Source organism: Bacillus sp. FSL H8-0492 (genome assembly GCF_038006145.1).
In the GTDB taxonomy this organism is placed as follows: Bacteria; Bacillota; Bacilli; order Bacillales; family Bacillaceae_G; genus Bacillus_A; species Bacillus_A mycoides.
Window position 1 is genome coordinate 77,386 of the sequence record NZ_JBBOUP010000003.1, and the last position, 20,458, is coordinate 97,843.

Genomic DNA, 20,458 nt, shown 5'->3' on the forward strand with positions numbered 1-20,458 from the left:
CCTTGATTATAGTATTGTTTTTCGGGGGTTGGGCAAAACACCCAAGTAGCTTAAAAATTATCATTCTTATAAAATACAGAGTCCATAACCTTAAAGAGGGTGTTGCAAAACTCATAAATATTCAAAAATAAATGCATAAAAAAATCCGTTTTCCTGGAAGAATGATAGTAACCCAAACTATCTCCAGAAAGGACGGATTTACTAGTATGATAACCAATTTTGATCAGAATCACTCCATTTTACAAATTTTATTTGCCTACGTAGATAGTTTAACCATTGGAGGCGTTCCGCCTATTACAGGCCGCCCACCTATCTGTAGAAAAGCTTTACTCAAATGTTTTTTTGTGAAAACGGTATTCCAAATCAATTCATTACGCAAGTTAACTCGCTTTTTGCATCAATATCCTTCATTTCGTGTATCTTGTGGCCTTTCCTTTGTTCCACATATATCCACTTTTTCACGTGTAGGTACTTGGTTTCGCAACGAAGGTATTCCGTTGATTCATAAACAAACTCTTGAAGAAATGAATTTAGGATTGATTCCGTGTGTTTTAATTGATAGCACTGCCTTACGGAGTAGTTTATATGATTCCCAAGCAAAATGGGGGAAATCTACTCGTTATGGTTGGTATAAGGGATATAAGGCTCATGTCTGTTCTACACCAGAAGGTGTTGTATTGTCGTATGCATTTACAACAGCGAACGTACATGATAGCAAAATGGCCCCTGTATTGCTTCAAGATATACAAAGTCAAAATGTGTTATTTTCCATTGCAGATGCTGCTTATGATAGTCAGCGCATTTATGAAATTGCAAAAACATGTGATATTTTTGCGGTGAATCCAATTAACCCACGTAATGTCGAACAAAGCAAAAATACACATCGCCGTGTATTATCTCATTTTGCACAAACCATCTTTGGCAAACAGTTGATGAAAGAGCGTGGGAAAATTGAACAACAGTTTGGTAATCTCAAAGATAAAGGGCTGGAACAGCCACGGTGGTATGGTCAAAATCGCTATTTATTACATGTTCAGCTAGTTTTTCTGATTCATAACATTGCATATTTATTTTAGTTTTGCAACACCCTCCTTAAAGTTTTGAATCTGAATTTTCTATTCAGTAAATGTAGGTTGTCATAACTTATGTTTATAAACAGCAGAAAATCGAATACATTTGATGAAATACTGTGTGCTTCAAAATATGTGTGTATATTTTACTTTTTATAGAAATCACTCTACAGACTACAGCAGACACCCTGTCACTAAGCCCAAAGCAGTGGGCTTTAAAGTAACAAGTTTCAATTGCTATTCCACCTAAAGGGGTGATTATTCGATCGCTTACACACTCTCAAAAACAGCGTGATAAAATAAAAAACATCGCCCATTGATAAATAGGCGATATTTTTTATACCTGATTTATTTAATTCATACGAAGATAAAGGGATCGGTTCTGGTGCAAAAACTTCAGGCCACTTGCAAATAATCTCTCAAACTTGGACATACTGATACTATTATTCTTAAAAAGGTGTGTGATCAGTATGAAAAAGGAAACTTCGTTTAAATGGAAGCACTATCAGCCAGATATTATTTTGTTAACTGTGCGCTGGTACCTGCGGTACAATCTCAGTTTTCGTGATTTGGTAGAAATGATGGAGGAAAGAGGGTTCTGGTGCAAATAAAGGATATATCCCAAAGAACAATGAGGATTCCTACCGGAATCGTTCTTTACCCTGTTAATCCAAATAATTGATGAATGAATTGTTTTTGATTTTGAACAGACTGATCCCGTAAATCAATCTGTTCTTTTTTTATCATATGCATGGCTTCTACTCCTGCAAGAATCAATGTAGCTGTACGAAAAGATTTAAGTCCTAACATAGAGCGTATACGTTTTTTAATGAAACGATGATCTTGCTCTACGATGTTATTTAGATATTTTATCTGTCGGATTTGAATGCCTAACAGTATCTGTTTTTCTTTCTTTAACCCTGTGATAGCAATTGGATAAGCCGGGTTTTTATCAACTGTGATTGCACGAGGTTTTGAAGCATGAAAAGACCGCAAAGCTTTTTTGAAGAATCTCTTTGCAGCCTTATGATTTCTGGATTTACTTAGATAAAAATCAATCGTGTTTCCTTCAGAATCAACAGCACGATATAGGTACATCCATTGTCCTTTTACTTTTATGTACGTCTCATCTACTCTCCAGGAATCATTCGTTTGTTTGAGATGACGTCGAATTCGCTTATCTAATTCAGGCCCATATTGATGGACCCATCGCATAATCGTTGTATGAGCTAAGGATAGTCCTCTTTCCGGTTCTGGTGCAAATAAAGGATATATCCCAAAGAACAATGAGGATTCCTACCGGAATCGTTCTTTACCCTGTTAATCCAAATAATTGATGAATGAATTGTTTTTGATTTTGAACAGACTGATCCCGTAAATCAATCTGTTCTTTTTTTATCATATGCATGGCTTCTACTCCTGCAAGAATCAATGTAGCTGTACGAAAAGATTTAAGTCCTAACATAGAGCGTATACGTTTTTTAATGAAACGATGATCTTGCTCTACGATGTTATTTAGATATTTTATCTGTCGGATTTGAATGCCTAACAGTATCTGTTTTTCTTTCTTTAACCCTGTGATAGCAATTGGATAAGCCGGGTTTTTATCAACTGTGATTGCACGAGGTTTTGAAGCATGAAAAGACCGCAAAGCTTTTTTGAAGAATCTCTTTGCAGCCTTATGATTTCTGGATTTACTTAGATAAAAATCAATCGTGTTTCCTTCAGAATCAACAGCACGATATAGGTACATCCATTGTCCTTTTACTTTTATGTACGTCTCATCTACTCTCCAGGAATCATTCGTTTGTTTGAGATGACGTCGAATTCGCTTATCTAATTCAGGCCCATATTGATGGACCCATCGCATAATCGTTGTATGAGCTAAGGATAGTCCTCTTTCCTCCATCATTTCTACCAAATCACGAAAACTGAGATTGTACCGCAGGTACCAGCGCACAGTTAACAAAATAATATCTGGCTGATAGTGCTTCCATTTAAACGAAGTTTCCTTTTTCATACTGATCACACACCTTTTTAAGAATAATAGTATCAGTATGTCCAAGTTTGAGAGATTATTTGCAAGTGGCCTGAAGTTTTTGCACCAGAACCGAAACGTTCCTAAATTAAGAATTTGATGTTTAGGAACAAATTTTTCGTATATTTTCCATAGTATCAAAAGGTGTACCTTTACGAATAAAAAAGAACAGACTATTGAAATAATCTGCCCATAGATAAAAGATGAAATGAAAGTGGGGTACAGCCGAGATACGTGTAAAAATAGGTCATAGGCTTACTTTTATTTCCAACTATGACCCATTTCTTTTATAGAGGTATTTCTTCTTCTATTGGATGAGGGATCTTTTGTAAGTCAATTACATAATCACCAAATCGTTTGATATGTCTAGTTATATAGGGACTTATCCTTTCTAAATCTTGGCGTGAAAAGCGATAACCTTCATTTTTTAGTTGCCATAAAATTGTTGTGATATCTACTACATTTTGAAAAATTACAGAATTGGTGATTAACTCATTGTATTTTATACGTTTTTCTTGTTCGATTGGATCATTTTCCATAATAATACCATCGCCACCAAAGAACAGCCATTTCGAAAATCCATTATAGGCTTCAACTTTATTTGTACTAGCTGTAATTTGTTCACGTAGTTTCATATCCGATATATATTGAAGAAGGAAGATTGTCCGAATTACCCTTCCAAGCTCTTGAAATGCTTGATATAATCGATTTTTCTTGCTATTACTGCTTAACTTTCTAAGAAGTGTTGAAGGTAGTATTTTTCCCATTTTAATAGAAACAACTACTTGGAACAGGTCTTTCCAGTGAGTTTCAATCAACCTCCAATCAATTACATCTTTAAATAAGGGGTCTATATGTTTATACTGCGTATGTTTATCTGGACGGAAAAATTTTAAATCTTTCCAATTACGAATTCTAGGCATAAGTTGAATTCCTAATAGATAAGATAAGGCAAATACAGGGGTGGACTGTCCTTGTGTATCCGCATGAAGGGTATCTGGTTGAATATCAGATTTATTTTTTAATAATCCATCAATAATATAGATTGCTTCCCAAACACCGCAAGGAATAAAATGACTAAAAAGAGCAATATAATTATCCGCAACATGATGATAGGCCAGAGCTCCATACCCACCATAACGAATATGGTATTCTGATATTAAATTTTCTGTGTACATATCATGTTTTGTTCCATCAGCTGCAGCTATTTTCCCCGTTCCCCATAGTTTTGGTAAACTAAATGTATGATATTGATTTAAAACATCCTGAAGTGCTGCATTTAATCTTGGAATATGAATATGTCTGCGATTCACAAAAGAAAGCATATGAGGTGTAATTGTATTACGCATATGTTTAGCTGTTTGTGTAGGACCTAAATTACATCCATATCCAAATGTAGTCACAATATAACGCTCCGTTGGATCTTCTAGTTTAGAATCTGAACCAGATAAAGGACCAAAATGTTTTGTCCAATGAGTCCAATGTTCTACATTACAAAGGATATCTAATACAGTTCTCTCAGGTAAGCGTTGTATAATTTCTTTTTCCAACAATTTGCTACTTATTGACACAGTTTTTCGTACAAATCGTTTTAAAATTGGTTCCCCATCTTCTGTTATCATAACCTGGCCATTATTCGGATAATTTGAATCTACCGTATTCGCAACAGAAGTTAAGTTCTGTTTCAGTTGTTTAACAAATTGAGTAGGAGAGGAAGGGAAGTTAAGTTCTTTACAATATTCTTTAACTAACGGTTCACATTCTTCCCAAGATAATAACTGTTTCCTATAATCGGCGTATTTTTCAGAACCTTGTACACTCACATCACCTGTCTTTAATTCTGAAGCTAAATAGGAAAATATACAGATTTCAAGCCGTTTACGATACAATAAATTAGAACCTTTTCCAACTCGAAGAGTTTGTTTCCATTGCTCGTTAGCAAATGATAAATCAATACTAGTAGGAAGGTGTTCTACCCTTCGATTTTCATTTAACAATAAAAATTGTAAAGCTTTTATGAGAGAATCATCCTGAGTTGTTGAATCTAATTTTAATAATGAAATCAATCGAAATAAGGTCTTTCTATGACTGTTATAAAATTTTTCTAGTAGAGGAAGATAGTTATTCCCGTTATACGAAGAAAGGGCTAAACAATCTTGTTGTAAAGAGTCTATGCCACCTCTTCTTTCGAATAATTCTGTTATTTCACTTCCTATTATATTCGTATCGTCATGCATATGAGTCGTATGTAAAACTTCACTCAATATATAAATAAGATTTTCACTTATCGAGCGCTGTTTTTCTCGCAAAAGAGCTAATTCTTCTTTTCCCTTTTTATGTATCCTAGCAATCCTTTTTAAAAACATATCTATTAAGTGATCTCTTGTTATAATTTGCGAACGATAAATGACTGATAATAGGAGTGTATATCTTTTCGCCATAGTAAAATCTTTCATTTCCGATGCATCTAAAGCTAATGCTTCTAATGCGAAATTTTTGACTTTAGAATTTGGAACTTCTTTTAACAATTCTTCGATGTTTGACATAAACGATGTAATAAAATCTAATTTGTTTTGTAGCTCTTTCATGTGAGATATTGAGGGACTTTTAGGTAGTTCTTTAAAATAATTAAAACTGGAATGCTTGGTTTCTTGTGAAGTGCGTAATAACTCATCCAGTTTATGTTTTTCTTGATTTGATAATCGGTTCATAACCGTATGGCACAATTGATTATTAACTAACGTGCGGACGCGACGAACAAGCCTATCCAAAGTGCTGAATGCTGGTAACTCATAATGTCCTTTAATTAATTCTTCAATGGCAACATTAATTAAATCTGGTGGGTGATCCATCACATAGGCAGCTTTATAAATAGCTTTTGTTGCTACATGTAAAGCATCTTTTCCAAATGTAGAAACTTGTAAATACTGACGGATTTCTTTTTGATGTCGATACATCACTTTTGAATTGAATTTAATCTCTACTTCATCAGGGATATGGAGACCGGATTGAATATGTTGCAACACAATCGTCGGGATCTCCTTAGGTCGTGGAAAATATCCTAACCGCTGAAAAGATTTCAACATAACTAAACAAATAAAAACGGAGCTTTCTCCACGGGCTATACGATGTGCAAATATATTTTCTTCATGTGTAACCGTATAAATTGTTGCAAGTTCTTTCTTAGATATATTTTGTTTGAACCTGGGATATGCGGTACGCTCAATTGAAGTCACCGGTATTCCTCCTGATTAAAATTATCGCAATGGAATCGTTGATTCTTTCATCTTACGATAAAACATTTAAAATTGTCTATTATGGGTAGACTCTAATCGTACATTGATGAGTTGTTGAAAACATTCAGTTTCGAACGTATGATTAGGGTGTATGATAATAGGATGGAAAATGAGGTGAATTTTGAAAAATGAAAATTGCTTACGCTAGAGTTTCCACATTAGATCAAAATTTAAATAGACAGATAGAAACTTTAAAAGAATTTGGAGCGGAAAAAATATTTACGGAACAAAAATCTGGAGCATCTGTTCATAATAGAGAAATGTTTCAGGAGGCGCTACAATTTGTTCGAAGTGGAGATACTTTTATGGTAGAAGCAATTGATAGACTTGGACGTAATTATGATGAAATTATTCATACTGTTAATTATTTAAAGAAAAGGGAAGTAAAATTAATTATCACGAGCTTACCTATTATGGCAGAAGTTATTGGGAATTCCTTATTAGACAAATTTATTAAAGATTTAATCGTTCAAATTTTAGCTATGATTGCGGAACAAGAACGAGCAGAAACGAAAAGAAGACAAGCACAGGGAATTTCGATTGCTAAACAGAAAGGTGTCTATAAAGGGAGACCGACCCTCTATTCTCCAAAAGCAAAAGATCCACAAAAAAGGTTGGTATATAATCGGGTGGTTGAAATGTTAAACAATGGCGAAGCCATTTCTCATATTGCAAAAGAAAACGGCATAACAAGGCAAACCGTCTACAGAATAAAATATGAGGTGGCTAGTTATTAAGGGATGTTACACAGTAATTTCAATGTATCTCTCATTGGACATATTCACAAAAATCTAAATGACGGGAATTATTAAACGGTTAGATAAAAAGAAACAGTGAATTTAATCGTCACTGTTTCTTTTTACTATTCAAAATATTTCCAAGTTATATCCGTATAGATTTTCACACCTTAACAACATTACTTTACAAGTAATAATCGGGATGTAGAGTTGGAAACGTTGGATTTTTGAACTTGTCCTGTTTTTGTTTGTGGTTTACCTACAGGTTTATTGTAATTAATATTTCCGTTTGCATCTAATTCATAGATTTGAGTACGAGATTCAAACGTAGATCCTGGTGCATGACGGTCTGTTAAATCTATCACACCATTGAAAATGACTTCTTTTGTTTGGTCATCTAGAGAAAATCCTAATTCTTTCAACTTATTCCAAACTGTTGGGTTATGCTGAGAAATCACTTTAAATTTATTATAGATACCTAGTTGTACCCAAGTTGGATAACTATTAACTTGATCTGTATAATATCCTTTAATTTTAGAAGTTCCTAATAATTTTGTTTTATATACAGGTGTACTTAGTTTTGCAGTTACTACTGCACCTGTACGCGGAGCTAGCGAGATGTCTTCTTGTGGAGAGGTGACAGTGTGTGTGATGGTATCAATTGTCGCAGATGCATTTGTATAACCGTAATTTACGGAATATTCAAATGATAATTCACCTTTTACTTCACCAATCAGTGGTACACTGACGCCGATTGAAGATTTTAACCCTTCCTTAGCTCCTGTATTCAAGCTATGCGTGACGGTTAATTGTTTACTTGATTGCATGCTTTCCGTTATGTTTTGTGTTTTTTTTGTTAATGTTTGACTATAACTTTCATTAATTGCTTTTGTATTAATTTCTCTATATTGATCTGAGTTAGGATCTGGTTTAGGGTCTTCGATATATTTATTTACATTCACGTTTGAAATCTGTAGTGTGTTGGTATCCGTAATTGTATTTGTTCGATTATGATACCCATTTAAGGCTTTAAGAACTTGTTTTAATTCCACATTATCTTTTGGAATTGAATTTAGTTGATTTAAAACATCTTGCTCTTGACTTGGTAAAATTAAATAATTAAAGCGAATAAAGTTATACCAACTCTTTCCGCTCCAATTGGTTTGTTCATTTAAATCATCCATTTCTACTAACCTATTGATCGTTTCATACATCGCATGAGTTCGATTATTTACACCTGGATCTGTTTGTTCCACGCAACTTTGAGAATAATCATTTTTACTACAACTACTCATATCAGTTGCTGCAAATGAAGAAGTTGGTAATACCAGTATAGCGGAACTTAATAAACATGCTGTAGGAATTGTACGTAACCATTTGTTTGTTTTCAAAATATATTCCTCCTTAATTTATTACTATACTTAAAATTATAGTAATGAATTCAAAGGAGGAACAGAAGGAAATGCGGAGTTAGCAAAGGACATTTTCAATACATGAGCATATGCAATGTTCTCTAAAAGTATAAAATGCGATGTATACTTACGTCGCATTGGAAATAAAAGTAAGCTTGTGGCCTGTTTTTACACGTATCTCGGCTGTACCCCAAAGTCACTCAAATTCATAGTATAATGAATTTCTAGATAATAAAAAGAATCAACATAAAAAAAGAACGGTTCTATTGGCATAGTCCGTCCTTTGAGAAGGAAATAATGAAAGTTATTCTTCTTTATTATACCTAAAAATACTGAAAATTAAATCTGCTTAACATTGAGAAAATTTTCATCCTACAAAGGAAGGTTATTTTTTTATGAATAAAGGTGATGCAATTTTAAGATTGCTATCTGAAATTAAGTTGGAGCTTAAAGAAGTAAAAGAACAGATGGAGAAAATGCAAAAAAAGTTAGATACATTAGAACAACAAAATCAGGTGAAGAATAAAGTAGAGAGAAAGAAGCCAAAAACAAAACTTGATAAACAAGATAAGCGAGATTGGAAATACCCAGCTAAGCTGAAATAAAAATTGTACAAGACTAAGATCATACAGAAAAAGTGAGATGATAAGTACATGAATAAAGCAGAATTTGAGGATACCTTGCAAAATTTTTCTTTCTTCTTATCTAGTCGTGGAAGGAAGACATCCACAATTAAACGATATGTTTATGATATTGAGGACTTTGGAAGATGGCTGCAAGCATCGAATCGTTTTCAAGAAACGAACTTATGGAACAAGATAGATAAAGAGGATTTTGAAGCCTACTTTCAGGAACTTATATACAAACGAAAGTATGGAGAGAAAACCATTCATCGCATTGCAGTCGTTTTAAAGAAATTGTATCAGTTCTTGGATATTCCAAGTCCTATTGTAGAAATGCAGGGAATCACTCCACCGAATCGGGCCCTACGCAAGGAGGACTTTATTACGAAGGAAGAAGAAAAAAAGCTGAAAAACATTCTTTGTTCTTCTGAAGGATTGTCAGAAGAACAACTTTCCGTTCGACCGCTTCTCATAGATCGAAATGTATCCATCCTATCACTTCTTTTGGATTATGGGCTCACACTACAAGAACTCGTATCGTTAAAGATGCAACAGGTGCACTTTGGAAAGAACATGATTACTGTTTTACATAACAAAGGGACAGAGAGAAGGATCATGTTAAAGGAAGAGGATAAAATACGTTTATTTACGTACTATAAAACGATACCTGAACCAGTTCGTCCTAGATATCACAGTGCAGATCCGTTGTTGGTTGCATTTGATTTTAAACGGGGGACATTTCGTTGGGTGTATGACAATGATGCTCCGAAAGCACTAACAGCCATTGCTGTACAAAAGATGATTCGATTAGAAGTAGCCAGAGCGCAACTGAGAAAAGGAATTTCAGCACAGCACTTACGGAATACCTATATTCTACGCTGTCTAGAAAGAAATATGTCTACAGAGGAAGTCATAAAAAGAACAGGATTCCTTTCTCATCTATCAGTAAAGCGTTATGTCAAATATGCAAATCAATATTCAAATGGAAAATAATCTGAAAAGAATCCCTTTTTATGACATACTAAAATAATATAAGTTTATCTTTAAAAATGTAACAATTGAATCTCTTGTGATGGAGAAATAATAGTCGTCATCACTATTAGTCCTTATATATATAAATGCCAAAAATATCAGTATTTTAAATATATTACTTTTATATAGGAATCTACTGAAAAAAGAATCGTAGAAAATGAAAGCATACGAAAAGCTCCCTGACTTGTTATACAAATCAGGGAGCAAAAGGTAGTACAGTATATCGGTTACGCTAATTATAACATAACTGGATTCATTCGGTCTATTTTTTCTGAATATTCAATTTATTTTTCGATATTAGTTCTTCAGGTTCAGATGGCCCTAAAGAATCATCTAACCTTGTGAAAAAGTGTACGGTACACTTTACTTGTCTAAAATATGGCGTATTTCCGACAGTTCCATATTTGTAAACTTCGCAATATCTTCGATATCCATGCCATTTTTATGCATGCCTCGGATAAGTTGCTCTCTTTCGGCTACTTTCCCTTTTTCCATACCTTCTTCTATACCAATCTCACGAGCATGTGCCAATTTTGCTTGTTCATCAAATAGCACTTTTTCCCGTGCTTCATATGCGAGACGGAAAGAGCTACTCTGACTCATATTTTCCCATTTGTGGATTGCCTTCTGTAACATTGGATCTTGTTTCATGGCGATATCCTCCAACGTGTGGGTTAAATGTTCATCTTCATGCGCTGGTAGTAAAAGTAACCAACGAGCGAATTCATTTTCCCACGGATTAATTTTTTCTTCTCTCCATTGCTGTAGCAATTTCGGAATTTCAATAAAATGGATTTCCAAATCTTCGAGTAACACTTCCTTGTGTTGTTGACTCCAAAATTGTCCGACTGTATGCATATCATCATATTGAGGAAAGAGATCAAAATCTAATAGATTAATCGCAATCGTTTTCCGTAAAGAACGATAGGGCATTCCTTGCTCTAATTGAGATGTATACAGTTTACTCCAATAATACAGGGAACGTTTTACTATCTCTTGTGTATTTCGTAACTGGATTTCCACATTTACCTTGGTCTCATCTTGAAGTGTAGCTAATATATCTAGTATGGATAATTTATCTTCTTCGTATTCTTTATGTAAATGTGGGTCTTCAATTTTTAAGGATACAATCGGTGTAGATAAGGATTCATGCAAGATTGCATTTAAAAAAGAAATCAGTAATTCCTCTTGTCCTTGTACACCAAATAATTGCTTAAAAGCAAAATCGACTCGTAAATTTACTAAAGGTTGATTCATAGAGTGAGTCACCTTTCTTTGTGTGTATTCTATCTCTATTGTAGCGGATACGGAAGAGAGGACGCAACCCTTGAAAATTGATTGTTTGTGATTATTAGTTATTAAACCTTACGGTACATGAAATTATATGTATTGCCACTTAAACAGGCATATATCCCTGCATAATCAGCTTGTTTTTTCTTAATTACGTTAAACGCCTTTATTACCTTATTTTTAGCGTTTAACGTTTTTTACATAGTAATGCATTATCTTGCTCGTCTTCTTTCTTTAAAAATCAATATGAGCAGTCTTTTTTAAACTTTTCACAGAAAAATAGGCGTTCTATCTGTTTTTCAGAACATAATGCATACATAGTGACCTATCTGGATTAGAGATGAATCACCAAATGAGACGAACAATAATTCTCCGCTCGATTTTTCAACTCTTCATACGTGTATAACTTTTGCTTATCAAATAATTTCGGATGTTTCTTTCTATAGTATCCAAACAATTCTTCTCCATTTTTCCGTATACGATACCGACGCGCTTGTCTGATTGTACCTGGTATTTCTTCAGGAGCAAACTGTTTGAGTATTTGTAATGCTTGTGAAGAAGGGATTTCTTCCCCTGTTACATAGGCATGGATAAAGATAAGTTCTTTTATTGTTATATAATTGTAATGTGAATTTCCGCTCATAGAAGAATACCCCTCCTCGGTCATTATTTTTATCCGCACATGACTAGACAAATAAACGAAGCTATTTGTTTAGCCTAGCAGTATCTTCAGCGTTTGTTTCACTTTTTCATCGTCCACTCGATAAAATACTTCTAATCCTTTTCGCTCATATGCTACGACTTTATGTAATTTTAGCCTGCCAAGATGTTGTGAAACAGTGGGTTGTGGTATGGCGAGATACCGTTGTAATTCATTTGGCTTCGTGTAAAAGACATTTTTCATCTTTTTTCCTCCCCCATTCCTTTTATACAGAGTATTCGCTCTGTATAATACATTTTTCTGTTATAGAATTTACATCTCACAAACTATCTTGCACCATTTCATTTACACCTTTATACTGAAACAAGTATACATAACAATAAGAGGTGCCTTATGAACAAATCAGAATTAATCAAACAAGTTGCAATACAATCCGAACTAACAAAACCACAAGCGAGTCTTGCTGTAGATGCAGTATTAGAATCTATTCAACATGCTCTTCAAAATGGGGAACATGTACAGCTACTTGGCTTCGGCACATTCGAAGTAAGGGAACGTGCTGCCCGTGAAGGACGCAATCCACATACTGGTGAAGCTCTTACAATCCCTGCGGGAAAAACACCTGCCTTTAAAGCGGGGAAAGCATTAAAAGAAGCTGTAAAAGCTAAATAATATATCTTTAACAGTAGCATGAATTCTAAGGATTTCATGCTACTGTTTTATTTTAGAATCGAATCGTGGAGATCGCATGTTTATATACAAGCTGTTGCTTTCCTTCAACTTCTATTAAAACAGAATAAGTATCAAATCCTCTTATTATTCCTTTTACATGCAATCCTTTTAACAGAATTAAAGTGATATCCTTCCTCTTTTGAAACGCCTCTTGTAACAATTGTTCCTGCAAAGATATCATGTTCTTACTTCTATCCTTTTGAAATGCTTGTAATTTCGTTTCCAAAGCGTTCGCCCCCTATTCTTCTCATACCGTTACTTTGTATTGTTCTAATTCAGCTAACAGTTGTTTTACACCCTCTGGACTCAGCGTCAGCTTTCCACCTGCCAGTTTTACATTCCTTGCAGATATTTCTCCCGTGATAGGACACATACCATGAGATGTATATTTTTGTAGAATTATAGCATCCTCTTCTACAAAAATTTCTAGAGCGTCTCCAGAATCTACTTGTAAAATTCGTCTTGTTTCTTTTGGTATCACAATCCGTCCTAAATTATCTACTTTGCGTACAATTCCTGTCGCTCTCATAGAAATGCCCTCCTTTTGTACACATAGAATATCTCACATCTTATGTGACCGTTTTCATTTTTAAAAACTATATATACTATAAAAAGTTGATTTTAATCTGTATAAATAGAGAGGTTTCCCATGTCTACATCTGATGTTCTCCACTAACAAAAACAAATGGAATAAAAAAGAAACCACTGCGACAGTTGGTAAAAGCACACGGATATACAGATCCCATTGTTCTTGCATCTAGCCAAGAACTAGATCAATTCGTGTACGTGATTACTCTCATCGAACAGTTAAATGTAAAAAATGATTCCAATTCATCAATAGAATTGGAATCTCATTATACATATGTCCTCTATATTTTACCATAACTGGACTTTATGTGGGCTGAATAAAGAAACTTCTGCATAAATATAATTCTTACGTTTTTAAATATTAAAAATATAAACAAAATAACATTTCCCCTTAAATGCTAAAAGTTCCGCAAGGAACAGGTCGTATTTTCTTTCGCTATGCTTCAGAAAATCTCCACCTTTTATTTTTACTGCTTCACTCCGTTACTGCAGTAAAAATAATCCTTGCCCAACTTTTTTTGGCTCGTGAAATGGCGTCGCCAAGCCGACATACCCAAAAGCAAGTGTTTTCTCTATCGGCTTGATCTTTCCAGTATACGAGCCAAACCGCTAGCCTTTCGTCCTCCTATTTAGTTTTTCATCCGTCGTCACCAGACGTTTCAAACCGTGGGGCCTCGTCCCCACACGACGAGCCAACCTCTATCCCAAAAGGCAAGGGAAAACCTTTTCATCCAAATCTAAAAAGAAGGTTTCATTCTTTAGAAATTCGTGGTTCTCCAAACCATACAAACATAGAATCACTGGAAATAATCCATTCTTTTCTTGTACCATTTGGAGCTAAAAAGAACTTAATTAGCCCTTCCTCAATCATTTTGTGTAACTCTTCTTTCTGTTCTTCATTTAATGTAGATGGACTAATTTTATTTTTTAAAGTAGCTCGCTTAATTCCCCATTTATGAGATGCTTCAGCAGGCGTCATATACTTTTCTATTTCTTTCATGGTAACTACTCCTTTAATATTATAAGTAAGAAAAGGGAAAAAAAGACGATCCCTTTTCTTTTAAATTTCAATGTAGTTTATTGCTTGAATCTATTTTCTAAAATTGCTAATTTGATAAGCTTTATCTTAATATCTTGGCTTAGCGAAAGCCATTCTGGTGTATTTATTTTCATTTTTCTTCTCCCCTTCATTATATGTTATAATAAGGGGGTATAAAAGAATGTTCGAGATTCTTTTACACCCTAGTCATTCGTTTAGCGGCGGATGGCTTTTTCATTTTTATTTTCTTCGTTATAGCTAACTCCTAAAATATAATCTATAGCCTTTTGCGCTTGACTGGCTGCCTTAACAATTAATGTTTTATCGTCTTTTAAATTTCGTAACCAGGACTGTATATAAGCCGTTGAATTATCAAATGTTACATCTACAAACCCTGATAATCCAGTTAACATGCTGGCCCCAATTTCAGCAACCAATTCCTCTTTTGAATAATCTTCAGAACCGAAATGAGCTTTTGCTGAGGTGATTTCATCCCTGTTTAATCTGCTAAAATGACCGGTTGAGTGAATTAATTCATGAAATAATGTGCTATAGAAACCTTCAACTTTCGGAAAATCCTTCATTGGAGGTACATTTACATACTCCAAAACTGGATGATAATATGCGCTTCCACTATTCCAGCTGAGACTCGGTGAATTTATATATCCCTTTACGATATTTTCCGCTTCTTCAATTGGATTATGTTCGAAAGCCTCTTCCTCTTTTCGTTTACTTTCAATTCCTTCACACTGATTTATGTTAAAGACTCTGTAATATCTCAACATTGGAATCTTTTCAACATCGCCAGATACTTTGTCTTCTTTTTCTAACCACTTCCAGAAGACCACAATTTCTGATTTTGCTCCTTTTTTGACTTTTCCTTTTGCTTCCTGTACTTGTTTGAAAGTTAGATACTCACCTGAATCTAAAAGCATTGTATTAATCCCTCTATACGGCTTTTGAGTTTTCCAGTTTACAGCTACATTTCCGTTTATCCAAGGCTTTTGCCAAGGCACTGTTCCTTGTTCTAGTTTCTCAATAATTTTGTTTGTTACGATCTCATAAACGTTATTTGTCATTTGATTTTCCCCTTTCGTTATTATTTAACCTTACAAGTCTATTATCTCATGAATAACTTAGACTTACAAGTCTTTTTGATTGTTTTTTTAATTACTTTTCGACAAAAAAGACCCTACTAATTAAGTAGAGTCTTTCCTGAATAATTTTCTATTTAACAAGATGTTGCTATGATTTTTCATTGTAAATTGCTTATTTCCTTAACAATTCGTTTCGTTCTTACAACTAGCCAAATTCCTAATAACATGAAAATAAACGGCACAACATAACATGCTATAATATATACCCACACATATAGATTAGTATCAAACAGATTCTTAGTTAAATGACCAAAAATAATACTGATTAGTGTACCGAGTGAAATAAAAAATGAAGATAAAACATTATCCCTAAGTTCTTCTTTCAAATCTTTCATAGTTTGAAATTTATTCATCTTTCATTTCCCCTTTAATTTGTTTTATCCTCTATTTCATCATTGATTTTCTTAACTAATTTCACCGTTCCAATTTCTTCATAAGGTTCAACGGAATACCCTTTCTCTTGTAAAACTTTAGCAACCTCTTGCATATCTCTCCACGCTTCTGTACCTTCACCAAATTTAATAGTTACTATATTCATAATTCATTCCTCCATTTTTTAATAAAATTCAAATTGTATTACATTAACGCTTTAATTATAAATTACTCTTCGATTCTTCCAGTGGTGTGGTATTTATATCGCTTTATTGCCACTTTGATATTGATATTCAGAACATACAAATAATAAGGCAACACAATTACAAAAGTAACTCCATAAGAAAACCAATTACCTAATTCAAAATATTTGTCTAACCAATATACAGCCAAAGGGGTTACAAAGGAGATCAATGTGCATGTGATTAATAACCGCTCTTTTTGGTATATTTCTTTTTTAAATTTTTTATATTTCAAAAGATTGTCTTCTCCACTTTTTTTTAGCGCATCTTTCATTTCCATTCTCTCACCTCTTTGCCATTTCTCTATAAAATTCAAATTGTATAAAGATTCCTCAAGCTTCTCTTCTATGCTGTCGTTGTACCTTTGATATCTTCATGGTCTTCTTCTTCGATTTTTGAATTTGTTCTTCCAAATATTGAAGAACACGAGTTGTAATCTTTTCTGGAAAGAATCCTTGACGTTCTAAAAGAATATTCTCAATCACCCACGATTTTCTTGTGTAATACTCATATTCTCCACCCGCTTCATTCGCAGTTTCCTGTAAGGTTCTTTCTGTTTTAGATGCTTTATTGAGCAAGTGCAAACCATAATAAGTCTGGCTTCTCGCTTCTCTCACTTCTTTTAGCAACAAATACAAATCGTACGTGTGATACTGTTTCAACTCACCTACAGACTGATTAATATGCTCCAAGAAGATATGCTGTTGCATCTTTGTAAATTCAAAACGCTCACCATTCTGACAAATCTGTAGCATACCTGTTTGTTGTTCCCGCATATTACCACCACAGAATTCACAAATCTCTTGTACAACACCATTCTTATCAACTTGTATGGGAGTTGCACAGTATGGACAGTTCACAATTACCACGCTACCTTTCGTTTTATATATTCTAGATTGTTTAGAAGAATGGATATTACTTTTCCGATAATTCTATTCCTTGTCCTCCGTTGCTAAAAAAAACCATCTCACTTTCATCACATATCTACAGACAATGAGTTTTCCTGTTCGAAAAAGGCTTCAATCCATAAAATCACTTAATCCTATTATTCTAACTTTAAAATTCATTTTCGTTACCATACTTCCATTCCATTCACTTTTCAGGTTATTTCTCGACTACCATGCACCGTTGTTAGGATTAGCTTGAGTTCTTCTCTTTGTTTTTCCTGTTTCTTCGTTGTGTTTCTTTTTTGCTGATTTTTTGGCGTTCTAAGTGCTTCTAAGTACTTTTCAATATCAAACCAATATTTTTTTCCGTCCGAATGGAATTTATATCTTGGGTGACTAGTTAAATCATACTTTTTATCTTTGAATGGTTTTTTACCAATTATTTGGACAATGCACTCATCACGTTCCATTGTTAATAGTTCATCTTGTGTCATTAATTCTCTACCTAATTTTGAATAATTTTGACCGTAACTATCATTATTGGATCGCGTTTTACTTTCGTTATAATCATTAATTGTCTCTTTGCCAAGTTCTTCACTCAATGATTTTATTGTTGTTTTTTCTTTACCACCCAAAAATACAGAGGTATCACAATTACCCGTTATTATATCCGTTTTTTCTTTATAAATTGCTTTTAATTGCGAAAGTGATTGTAAAATAATAGTTGCTGAAATGTTACGTGAACGGATTGTTGAAATTAACTTTTCAAACCTTGGAATCAATCCAATATTAGCGAATTCATCTAACATAAATCGAACATGAGTAGGTAACTCGCCCTTGTATTTATCGTCAGCAATTGTACATAGCATGTTGAAAAGTTGTGAATACATAATAGCAACAATAAAATTAAAGGTTTCATCAGTATCAGGCACTATTATAAATAGTGCTGTCTTACGCCCTTTATCTCCAAGTGTATCAAGCTCTAATTCATCTTTTGAAATCAAATCTCGAAATGCAGGAATGTTTAATGGAGATAACCTTCCACCACAGGAGATTAAAATGCTTTTTGCTGTTTTACCAGCTGCTAGTTTATATAATTTATATTGTTTTACAGCAAAGTGATTACTATCTTCTTTTTCTAATTCCTCAAAAAGGTAGTCCATAGGATTTTTATAATCCTCGTCATCTTCTTTTACTGTTGAGTACATTATCAAATCCATTAATGTTCCTAAATGTTGTTCTTCTTGTGGAAATTTCGAAACGATTAAACTTAAATATGCTTGATATAACAAACTTTCTGCTTTTTCCCAAAAGGGATCTCCTTTTGGTCCTTCCCCACTTGTGTTTGCAATAATAGTATGGACAAGTTTTAAAATATCTTGTTCATTATGAACATATTTTAATGCATTATATCCCATACTTTTTAAAAAATTTACGGTGTTAAATATCTTAATTTTATACTTCCCTATATTTTTTAACGCCATGCCTATTTCATTAACAATCGTACCTTTGGGATCAGTACATACATAACTTGCATTCATTTGTAACATATTTGGTTTAACTATACTTCTTGTTTTTAAACTACCTGACCCACCAACAACTTGCACATTTTTATTACGTCTTGCAACGAAAGGAGCATCTTTATCATCTAGTCTAATTTTTGTATTTTGTGAAAATATAATGTTATTGTATTTGTCTTCTTCGTCATACATATCTTTCAAATCCTTTTGAACGTTACCCCACTGTGCTGAACCATGTTCAATACCTTTTTTGTACTTCTTTTTATTATTTTTCTTATCAATCAAAACAAATACAGCAAATACTACTGTAAACAGGGGAACAAACAAGTCAATAACGTTGAAAGACAAAGGAAAGGCGTATAAAAGATATTGAGGTTCTGAAAACAAATAGTCAATTGCTGCAAGTGTATTACCTTCAAAAGTCACTCTAAAGTAATAAAAAAGGTAATTTAATAGAATACATACAATTACACCAAGAATAATATAAGTTTTATTCTCCTTGATTTTTTCCATTTCGATACTCCTTCTTTACCATTTTGAATTATACCGTATTGAACGCCTATTATATCGTTGTTATCCTATATGAATGCAAATGACTTTACCTGCGTTAAAAAACCTTTCTGACGTTCTTAATAGAGCGTTTTCCCCCCTACTTTTATGGATCTTATATATAAAGGAAGGGCGTGTAAAATTACTCGCCCTTTTTTTGTTTAACTCTGACTTAGCTAAATAAATTTTTTAATGAAGGAACAAGGGTTCTGGTGCAAAAACTTCAGGCCACTTGCAAATAATCTCTCAAACTTGGACATACTGATACTATTATTCTTAAAAAGGTGTGTGATCAGTATGAAAAAGGAAACTTCGTTTAAATGGAAGCACTATCAGCCAGATATTATTTTGTTAACTGTGCGCTGGTACCTGCGGTACAATCTCAGGTTCTGGTGCAAAAACTTCAGGCCACTTGCAAATAATCTCTCAAACTTGGACATACTGATACTATTATTCTTAAAAAGGTGTGTGATCAGTATGAAAAAGGAAACTTCGTTTAAATGGAAGCACTATCAGCCAGATATTATTTTGTTAACTGTGCGCTGGTACCTGCGGTACAATCTCAGTTTTCGTGATTTGGTAGAAATGATGGAGGAAAGAGGACTATCCTTAGCTCATACAACGATTATGCGATGGGTCCATCAATATGGGCCTGAATTAGATAAGCGAATTCGACGTCATCTCAAACAAACGAATGATTCCTGGAGAGTAGATGAGACGTACATAAAAGTAAAAGGACAATGGATGTACCTATATCGTGCTGTTGATTCTGAAGGAAACACGATTGATTTTTATCTAAGTAAATCCAGAAATCATAAGGCTGCAAAGAGATTCTTCAAAAAAGCTTTGCGGTCTTTTCATGCTTCAAAACCTCGTGCAATCACAGTTGATAAAAACCCGGCTTATCCAATTGCTATCACAGGGTTAAAGAAAGAAAAACAGATACTGTTAGGCATTCAAATCCGACAGATAAAATATCTAAATAACATCGTAGAGCAAGATCATCGTTTCATTAAAAAACGTATACGCTCTATGTTAGGACTTAAATCTTTTCGTACAGCTACATTGATTCTTGCAGGAGTAGAAGCCATGCATATGATAAAAAAAGAACAGATTGATTTACGGGATCAGTCTGTTCAAAATCAAAAACAATTCATTCATCAATTATTTGGATTAACAGGGTAAAGAACGATTCCGGTAGGAATCCTCATTG

At 33.8% G+C, this 20,458-nt stretch carries 22 protein-coding genes and 2 pseudogenes; 8 read left to right on the forward strand and 16 right to left on the reverse strand.

All coding sequences use genetic code 11. The features are described 5' to 3' along the window. The first annotated feature begins 206 nt into the window (after positions 1–206). Both MHH66_RS28375 and MHH66_RS28380 read left to right on the forward strand, forming a co-directional pair. Positions 207–1,076 carry a transposase gene (locus MHH66_RS28375; protein WP_078185954.1) on the forward strand — a complete coding sequence of 290 codons (870 nt, stop codon included), beginning with the start codon at positions 207–209 and terminating at the stop codon, positions 1,074–1,076. Between the two features lie 464 nt (positions 1,077–1,540). After that, positions 1,541–1,666: pseudogene (locus MHH66_RS28380) on the forward strand (IS6 family transposase); the annotation flags it as partial. 61 nt (positions 1,667–1,727) lie between these two features. On the opposite strand, the pseudogene MHH66_RS28385 reads toward MHH66_RS28380, so the two are convergent. The 3 genes and pseudogenes from MHH66_RS28385 to MHH66_RS28395 form a co-directional block, all read right to left on the reverse strand. Then, positions 1,728–2,318, reverse strand: a pseudogene (locus MHH66_RS28385) (IS6 family transposase); the annotation flags it as partial. 64 nt (positions 2,319–2,382) lie between these two features. After that, entirely contained in the window at positions 2,383–3,090 is a 708-nt protein-coding gene (locus MHH66_RS28390; RefSeq protein WP_340868115.1) for an IS6 family transposase, read from the reverse strand. 305 nt (positions 3,091–3,395) lie between these two features. Beyond that, positions 3,396–6,344 (reverse strand): Tn3 family transposase, encoded by a 2,949-nt coding sequence (locus tag MHH66_RS28395; RefSeq protein ID WP_078185379.1) that lies wholly within the window; start codon positions 6,342–6,344, stop codon positions 3,396–3,398. Positions 6,345–6,532: 188 nt separating this feature from the next. Here MHH66_RS28395 and MHH66_RS28400 point away from each other — a divergent pair, with 188 nt between their 5' ends. Further along, a complete protein-coding gene (locus MHH66_RS28400; RefSeq protein WP_078185378.1) occupies positions 6,533–7,141 on the forward strand; it encodes a recombinase family protein in 609 nt (202 codons plus the stop codon). Positions 7,142–7,320: 179 nt separating this feature from the next. Here the strand turns inward: MHH66_RS28400 and MHH66_RS28405 are convergent, their stop codons facing one another. Then, a complete protein-coding gene (locus MHH66_RS28405; protein ID WP_078185377.1) occupies positions 7,321–8,532 on the reverse strand; it encodes an ETX/MTX2 family pore-forming toxin in 1,212 nt (403 codons plus the stop codon). Between the two features lie 416 nt (positions 8,533–8,948). Between MHH66_RS28405 and MHH66_RS28410 the strand changes: the two genes are divergently transcribed. Continuing rightward, positions 8,949–9,158: a hypothetical protein gene (locus tag MHH66_RS28410; protein ID WP_078185985.1), complete on the forward strand. Its 210-nt coding sequence runs from the start codon at positions 8,949–8,951 to the stop codon at positions 9,156–9,158. Between the two features lie 48 nt (positions 9,159–9,206). Next, entirely contained in the window at positions 9,207–10,169 is a 963-nt protein-coding gene (locus MHH66_RS28415; RefSeq protein ID WP_078185986.1) for a tyrosine-type recombinase/integrase, read from the forward strand. Positions 10,170–10,571: 402 nt separating this feature from the next. On the opposite strand, the gene MHH66_RS28420 is transcribed toward MHH66_RS28415, so the two are convergent. The 3 genes from MHH66_RS28420 to MHH66_RS28430 all read right to left on the reverse strand — a co-directional run bounded on the left by MHH66_RS28420 (position 10,572) and on the right by MHH66_RS28430 (position 12,402). Continuing rightward, entirely contained in the window at positions 10,572–11,465 is an 894-nt protein-coding gene (locus MHH66_RS28420; protein WP_078185987.1) for an Rpn family recombination-promoting nuclease/putative transposase, read from the reverse strand. Between the two features lie 367 nt (positions 11,466–11,832). Further along, the gene (locus MHH66_RS28425) at positions 11,833–12,141 is read right to left on the reverse strand and encodes a 50S ribosomal protein L7ae (protein ID WP_078185988.1); all 309 of its coding nucleotides are present in this window, start codon (positions 12,139–12,141) and stop codon (positions 11,833–11,835) included. 69 nt (positions 12,142–12,210) lie between these two features. Next, entirely contained in the window at positions 12,211–12,402 is a 192-nt protein-coding gene (locus MHH66_RS28430) for an ArsR/SmtB family transcription factor (protein ID WP_407060713.1), read from the reverse strand. 150 nt (positions 12,403–12,552) lie between these two features. Between MHH66_RS28430 and MHH66_RS28435 the strand changes: the two genes are divergently transcribed. After that, positions 12,553–12,831, forward strand: a complete 279-nt coding sequence (locus tag MHH66_RS28435; protein WP_001043043.1) for an HU family DNA-binding protein — start codon at positions 12,553–12,555, stop codon at positions 12,829–12,831. A 52-nt stretch (positions 12,832–12,883) separates the two neighbouring features. On the opposite strand, the gene hfq is transcribed toward MHH66_RS28435, so the two are convergent. Together hfq and MHH66_RS28445 are read right to left on the reverse strand one after the other, a co-directional pair. Beyond that, complete coding sequence (gene hfq, locus MHH66_RS28440) at positions 12,884–13,117, reverse strand: RNA chaperone Hfq (protein ID WP_078185989.1); 234 nt, start codon at positions 13,115–13,117, stop codon at positions 12,884–12,886. A gap of 21 nt (positions 13,118–13,138) precedes the next feature. Further along, positions 13,139–13,420, reverse strand: coding sequence for an AbrB/MazE/SpoVT family DNA-binding domain-containing protein (locus tag MHH66_RS28445; RefSeq protein WP_078185990.1), 282 nt, complete (start codon positions 13,418–13,420; stop codon positions 13,139–13,141). 185 nt (positions 13,421–13,605) lie between these two features. On the opposite strand from MHH66_RS28445, the gene MHH66_RS28450 reads away from it, so the two are divergent. After that, entirely contained in the window at positions 13,606–13,776 is a 171-nt protein-coding gene (locus MHH66_RS28450) for a hypothetical protein (RefSeq protein WP_234803764.1), read from the forward strand. 454 nt (positions 13,777–14,230) lie between these two features. Here the strand turns inward: MHH66_RS28450 and MHH66_RS28455 are convergent, their stop codons facing one another. The 7 genes from MHH66_RS28455 to MHH66_RS28485 all read right to left on the reverse strand — a co-directional run bounded on the left by MHH66_RS28455 (position 14,231) and on the right by MHH66_RS28485 (position 19,209). Continuing rightward, positions 14,231–14,479, reverse strand: coding sequence for a hypothetical protein (locus MHH66_RS28455; protein ID WP_078185991.1), 249 nt, complete (start codon positions 14,477–14,479; stop codon positions 14,231–14,233). A 254-nt stretch (positions 14,480–14,733) separates the two neighbouring features. Then, positions 14,734–15,597 (reverse strand): ArdC family protein, encoded by an 864-nt coding sequence (locus MHH66_RS28460; protein WP_078185992.1) that lies wholly within the window; start codon positions 15,595–15,597, stop codon positions 14,734–14,736. 176 nt (positions 15,598–15,773) lie between these two features. Next, complete coding sequence (locus MHH66_RS28465; RefSeq protein ID WP_078185993.1) at positions 15,774–16,028, reverse strand: hypothetical protein; 255 nt, start codon at positions 16,026–16,028, stop codon at positions 15,774–15,776. A gap of 14 nt (positions 16,029–16,042) precedes the next feature. Then, entirely contained in the window at positions 16,043–16,213 is a 171-nt protein-coding gene (locus MHH66_RS28470) for a hypothetical protein (protein WP_165689487.1), read from the reverse strand. Positions 16,214–16,275: 62 nt separating this feature from the next. Then, on the reverse strand, positions 16,276–16,569 hold the full coding sequence (locus MHH66_RS28475; protein WP_234803765.1) for a hypothetical protein: 294 nt from the start codon (positions 16,567–16,569) through the stop codon (positions 16,276–16,278). Positions 16,570–16,621: 52 nt separating this feature from the next. After that, positions 16,622–17,149, reverse strand: a complete 528-nt coding sequence (locus MHH66_RS28480) for a hypothetical protein (RefSeq protein ID WP_078185994.1) — start codon at positions 17,147–17,149, stop codon at positions 16,622–16,624. Positions 17,150–17,388: 239 nt separating this feature from the next. Next, on the reverse strand, positions 17,389–19,209 hold the full coding sequence (locus tag MHH66_RS28485; RefSeq protein WP_078185995.1) for a VirD4-like conjugal transfer protein, CD1115 family: 1,821 nt from the start codon (positions 19,207–19,209) through the stop codon (positions 17,389–17,391). A gap of 513 nt (positions 19,210–19,722) precedes the next feature. Between MHH66_RS28485 and MHH66_RS28490 the strand changes: the two genes are divergently transcribed. Then, positions 19,723–20,430, forward strand: coding sequence for an IS6 family transposase (locus tag MHH66_RS28490; protein WP_340868115.1), 708 nt, complete (start codon positions 19,723–19,725; stop codon positions 20,428–20,430). Positions 20,431–20,458 lie beyond the last annotated feature (28 nt).